The organism is Microcystis viridis FACHB-1342 (assembly GCF_014698335.1).
Taxonomy (GTDB): Bacteria; Cyanobacteriota; Cyanobacteriia; order Cyanobacteriales; family Microcystaceae; genus Microcystis; species Microcystis ichthyoblabe_A.
In genome coordinates, this window is record NZ_JACJSV010000121.1 from 1 (window position 1) to 5,042 (window position 5,042).

Annotated in this window: 6 protein-coding genes; all 6 read left to right on the plus strand. The window is 42.1% G+C overall.

Annotated elements, in window-relative coordinates; all coding sequences use genetic code 11:
* The first annotated feature begins 277 nt into the window (after nucleotides 1-277).
* The 6 genes from H6G40_RS24245 (at nucleotide 278) to H6G40_RS22395 (ending at nucleotide 4,739) form a co-directional block, all read left to right on the plus strand.
* The gene (locus H6G40_RS24245) at nucleotides 278-373 is read left to right on the plus strand and encodes a TPR end-of-group domain-containing protein (protein ID WP_409888327.1); all 96 of its coding nucleotides are present in this window, start codon (nucleotides 278-280) and stop codon (nucleotides 371-373) included.
* Between the two features lie 442 nt (nucleotides 374-815).
* The gene (hcp, locus tag H6G40_RS22375; protein WP_069475224.1) at nucleotides 816-2,444 is read left to right on the plus strand and encodes a hydroxylamine reductase; all 1,629 of its coding nucleotides are present in this window, start codon (nucleotides 816-818) and stop codon (nucleotides 2,442-2,444) included.
* Nucleotides 2,445-2,529: 85 nt separating this feature from the next.
* The gene (gene hoxU, locus H6G40_RS22380; RefSeq protein WP_002734546.1) at nucleotides 2,530-3,246 is read left to right on the plus strand and encodes a bidirectional hydrogenase complex protein HoxU; all 717 of its coding nucleotides are present in this window, start codon (nucleotides 2,530-2,532) and stop codon (nucleotides 3,244-3,246) included.
* 8 nt (nucleotides 3,247-3,254) lie between these two features.
* The gene (locus H6G40_RS22385) at nucleotides 3,255-3,650 is read left to right on the plus strand and encodes a hypothetical protein (RefSeq protein ID WP_002731876.1); all 396 of its coding nucleotides are present in this window, start codon (nucleotides 3,255-3,257) and stop codon (nucleotides 3,648-3,650) included.
* 2 nt (nucleotides 3,651-3,652) lie between these two features.
* Nucleotides 3,653-4,114, plus strand: coding sequence for a hypothetical protein (locus tag H6G40_RS22390; RefSeq protein ID WP_069475225.1), 462 nt, complete (start codon nucleotides 3,653-3,655; stop codon nucleotides 4,112-4,114).
* Between the two features lie 76 nt (nucleotides 4,115-4,190).
* Nucleotides 4,191-4,739, plus strand: a complete 549-nt coding sequence (locus H6G40_RS22395) for an NADH-quinone oxidoreductase subunit B family protein (protein ID WP_002733074.1) — start codon at nucleotides 4,191-4,193, stop codon at nucleotides 4,737-4,739.
* Nucleotides 4,740-5,042: the final 303 nt, after the last annotated feature.

Below are 5,042 nucleotides of genomic sequence, written 5' to 3' on the forward strand. Positions count from 1 at the left end.
GGGTGTGGGGTGTGGGGTGTGGGGTTTTACCCATTTTCAGGTGGTCAATTACCTAATTTTCAGGGAAAAAATCCCTAAATTTTCCCCCCAATCACTCCAATGGTAGGCACTTTTTCAGGGAAAAAAAGTCTAAAAGCCTTATCCAACAAGGTTTTTAGATTTATTCAGCAAACCCTAAATAAAAGATCTGCGATTCCAAGACATACGGAAATTAGGGATATTCTCGCTAATAAAATCTGCAAAGATATCGGAATACCACTAATAAAATAAATCGTTCATCAGTCTTGATGTCAAATATCAGTATCTGGCAAAAACAGATAAAGATTTCGAGCAGATTCGGGGAGATGAGCGGTTTCAATCATTGCTAAGTTAAGTAAATAACAAAAGAGATAACTATCTATGTCGAAAGCAATCCTATCATCACAGTTAGGCGATAATAACTCTTAAGTCCCAACTTTCTATCCTAATCAGGAGACCGATTGCTATGACACTGGCAACCACCCAGCTAAAAATCGAAAATCTCGCTCATTATATCATAAAAATCACCAAAAATACTTAATTTAATAAGACAACTAAATAATTGTTTAATCAGTAATTCTTGAGGAAATCTAAAATCAGAACCCAACCGGCAAAAAAAGTGAGAGAATAAAAACATAGTTCAGAGAGTAGAGGCTGTCAAGACAAGCTTTCCAGTCGTAAAATCCACAATTCCTGCCGGGTGAGGGCCGATAACTAACTTTCAAAAAAGCAGAATTAAATTTAGTAGAAAAAAATCGCAACAATCTGTCAATCCACTGAAAAAAGAGAGAAAACTTATGTTTTGTGAACAATGCGAACAAACCGCTAGTGGTAATGGTTGTCATCAGTGGGGAGCCTGTGGAAAAAGTCCCGAAGTCAACGCCGTTCAAGACTTATTAGTTTATTGTCTGCGGGGATTAGCATCGGTGGTTTTAAAAGCCAAAGAAGCGGCAATATCTACTCGCGAAGCCGATATTTTTACCTGCGAGTCGCTTTTCGCCACCATGACCAATGTGAACTTCGATCAAAGACGTTTTACCGATTATATTCAGCGTTGTTTAGAGATTCGGGAAAATTTAAAAGCACAATTGGGATCGGTGGACTGGTCTGCACTTGCTAACTATCAGCCTAATTTTAATGAGAGCTTAGTCAGTCAAGGTCAAGAAGTATCCTTAGAACTAATTGAAAAAGTACAAGACCTCGATATTTTTTCCCTAAAGTTAACCGCTATCTACGGAGTTAAAGGTCTTGCTTCCTATACTTTCCACGCTCAGGAATTAGGTCAAGAAGATGACTCAGTTTATCAGGTTATCCAAGAGACTTTAGCGGCGATTGACCGGGGAGATTTAAACCTGAATGATTGGGTGGCAATCTGTCTAAAAGTTGGGGACGCAAACCTGCGGGCCATGGAATTATTAGATCAAGGTCATACCGAAACCTACGGTCATCCCATACCGACAAATGTTCCCTTAAATCCGCGTCTAGGTAAAGCCATTTTAGTCTCCGGCCATGATATTAAACAATTAGCGGCTTTACTGGCACAAACTGCCAATACTGGGATAACAGTCTATACCCACGGAGAATTATTACCCGCCCACGGTTATCCAAAACTCAAAGAAAAATATCCCCATCTCTACGGTCATTATGGCACCGCCTGGCAAAATCAAACTAAAGAATTTGCTAAGTTTCCGGGGGCAATAGTTTTAACTACTAATTGTCTCATGCCCCCCCACGAAAACTATGAAAGTAAACTCTTTACCCTCGGACCTGTGGGTTATGCCCATATTAACCGCTTAGAAACAGTGGACGGTGCGATCGATTTTAGTCCCGTGATTGCTAAAGCGCAGTCATTGCCCGGATTTACTGAAATAAGCGAACCTCGGCAGGTAATGGTAGGATTTGCCCACAATACCGTTCTTAGTGTCGCTGATACGGTGGTTAATGCCCTTAAACAGGGTAAAATCCGTCACTTCTTCCTAGTTGGCGGCTGCGATGGCGCAAAACCTGATCGCAATTACTACACCGAATTTGTGGAACAAGTTCCCGAAGATTGCATCGTTTTAACCCTTGCCTGTGGAAAATTCCGCTTTTTTGACAAACAATTAGGTAGCATCGAAGGATTACCCCGGCTAATGGACGTAGGACAATGTAACGATGCCTATAGTGCCATCAAAATCGCCCTAGGATTAGCCAACGCTTTTAACGTTAGCGTCAATGAGATTCCCCTCTCCCTAATTATCTCTTGGTACGAACAAAAAGCGATCGCTGTACTGCTCACCCTGCTACATCTAGGGATGCAAAATATCCGTCTGGGACCAACTTTACCGGCATTTATCTCCCCCAACGTCCTGAAATTCCTCGCCGATACCTATCACCTGCAGCCAATTACTACCCCCGCAAAAGACTTAGCCGCTTGTCTAGGTTAAAACTTTCTGTAAAAATCCCACCCTTGGCCACAAATTGTGGCCTATGGGAAGGAGAGGGATATTATCCTCAAGGAGAATAATTTTTATGTCCGTAATCACTTTAAGCATTGATGGTAAAGATGTAGCGATCGAAGCAGGTTCGCGAGTTCTCGCAGCCGCTAGTCAGGTAGGAATAAAAATTCCTGCCCTCTGTCATCTGGACGGAGTTTCCGAAGTAGCTGCCTGTCGCTTATGTTTGGTAGAAATTGAAGGTATTAATAAATTATTACCTGCCTGTGTAACGGAAGTGGCGGAAGGAATGGTGGTCCATACCGATACCCCAAAACTGAAAGAATATCGCCGCATGACAGTGGAATTATTATTCGCTGAAGGTAATCACGTTTGTGCGGTTTGTGTGGCTAATGGTAACTGTGAATTGCAAGATTTAGCCATCGAAGTGGGTATGGATCATAGTCGTTTTCCCTACCGTTTTCCCAAGCGAGAAGTGGATATTTCTCATCATCTTTTTGGTATCGATCATAATCGTTGTGTTCTCTGTACCCGTTGTGTGCGAGTCTGTGATGAAATTGAAGGGGCGCACGTTTGGGATCTGGCCTATCGCGGCGAAAAAGATAAAATTATTGCGGGAATGGATCAGCCTTGGGGCAGCGTTTCTGCCTGTACTTCCTGCGGCAAATGTGTTGCCGCTTGTCCAACCGGGGCAATATTCCGCAAGGGTTCCGCCGTTTCTGAAAAAGAGGAGGATCGATCGAAGTTGGAATTTTTAGTTAATGCTAGGACTGAACACCAATGGACGCGTTAAACTAATCGATGGAGGGTGATAGTGATCGATGGGCGCATTTAGATATCTACGAGCAGAAATTAACCGCCAAGGTAAGGGAGGACTATGATCAGATTATGGGTAATAATCAAGATATCCTAGGGATTGCTGCCCAATACGAAATCTCGGAAATCGATATCCGACGCGCCAAGGATTACGCTTTTGGATCGGGAGTGTCTCGATATCAATTTTTTCCCGAAGGTTTAATGGTAGCAGCTTGGCGAAGACTCGCTGGCGCTCAAGGGAATAATCTTGATCGGATGTTTCTCAATCATGAAATCTATGAATCTGACTTAGTGATTAATCGAGGTTTTTCGCAGCAACAAGCGCATTTACTGGCACAAAAACAATATCCTTGGTCCGATTCAATTCAGCAAACAAGATAATTATGACCACATCACCCGAATCGCAATTTCTGCAAGCTCTAGAAATGTGTCAGTCTCTCTCCAATTTGACGGCGCAATTTTCTAGTATTCCTTGTCGGATAATTGAAATTTTGTCTGATGTCAGTCAAGAGCCTAGGGTTTTGTATTCGCTCTTAATTAAATATTCTAGAGAGGTGGATTCCGCTTTAGTTGCCCTAGATATTTATGCCAAAAGTGCTGATAATTGGCGAGTAAAAGATCGAGATCAAACCTGTTCTCTTGGTTTTGGAGTAAAAGACCATTGCACGATTTTAAGCTGTTTGCTCAATTTCGGCAAACGTCCTTTTTCTTTTATTTCCTATACGGGAAATTTTGCATCGGAGGCGATTATTTTTGAGCTACTTAAAGACTGGAAAAATCTAGATTTAACCCCTTTCTTTGAGGAAAAAATGCAAGAGTTTATCCTGGAGGCAAAAATAGCTTAAAAGAGAATTTCTTTGTGTTTGATCCTTTTGACGAAATTGTAACTCAGCCAACAATACCAACCAAGGAATTAAAATTATGAGTAAAATTCGCTTCGCTACTGTCTGGTTAGCCGGTTGTTCGGGATGCCATATGTCCTTCCTCGATTTGGACGAATGGCTGTTAGAATTAGCCGAAAAAGTTGACGTGGTGTATAGTCCCGTCGGCTGCGATCTGAAAACCTATCCGGAAAATGTCGATGTCTGTTTAGTGGAAGGAGCGATCGCTAATCAGGATAATTTAGAACTAATTCATCTAGTCCGTCAAAATACCAAAACCGTTGTTTCTTTTGGTGATTGCGCTGTAACTGCTAATGTTCCCGCTATGCGGAATATGTTAGGAACTGCCGATCCCGTGCTAAAAAGGGCTTATTTAGAGTTAGGAGATAACACCCCTCAACTACCAGAAGAACCCGGTATCGTTCCCGAATTATTAGATCAAGTGCTGCCGGTCCATCAAGTCATTCCCATCGATATTTTTATGCCGGGATGCCCCCCCGATGCGGACAGAATTCGCGAGACATTGATTCCGATTTTAAAAGGGGAATTACCGGTGATGGTAGGACGAGAAATGATTAAATTTGGTTAATTGAATCAGTTATCAGTTATCAGTTATCAGTTATCAGTTATAAGATTTGAGTTTTAAGTTTTGAATGAGCAGTATGTATTAAGTGAGCCTCATCAAATGCCAGTTTGCTGCTGTCTTTTCACTGATTATTGATTACTGTTTACTGATTACTGATTGGGTGCATCTCACATTTGTAGAAATACCGACAATCAGCAATTATCAGTGACTCCTAAATTATTACAGATGAGTCAGCGGCTGCGTGTAAGCATCCCACCGAAAAACTAATGCGCGGGGGGTTTGGGGGCGGCGCCACGCCCCCAACGG

Coding starts and splice junctions, on each gene's coding strand:
- hcp (WP_069475224.1), top strand. CDS start 816: ATGTTTTGTGAACAATGCGAACAAACCGCTAGTGGTAATGGTTGTCAT.
- hoxU (WP_002734546.1), top strand. CDS start 2,530: ATGTCCGTAATCACTTTAAGCATTGATGGTAAAGATGTAGCGATCGAA.
- H6G40_RS22385 (WP_002731876.1), top strand. CDS start 3,255: ATGGAGGGTGATAGTGATCGATGGGCGCATTTAGATATCTACGAGCAG.
- H6G40_RS22390 (WP_069475225.1), top strand. CDS start 3,653: ATGACCACATCACCCGAATCGCAATTTCTGCAAGCTCTAGAAATGTGT.
- H6G40_RS22395 (WP_002733074.1), top strand. CDS start 4,191: ATGAGTAAAATTCGCTTCGCTACTGTCTGGTTAGCCGGTTGTTCGGGA.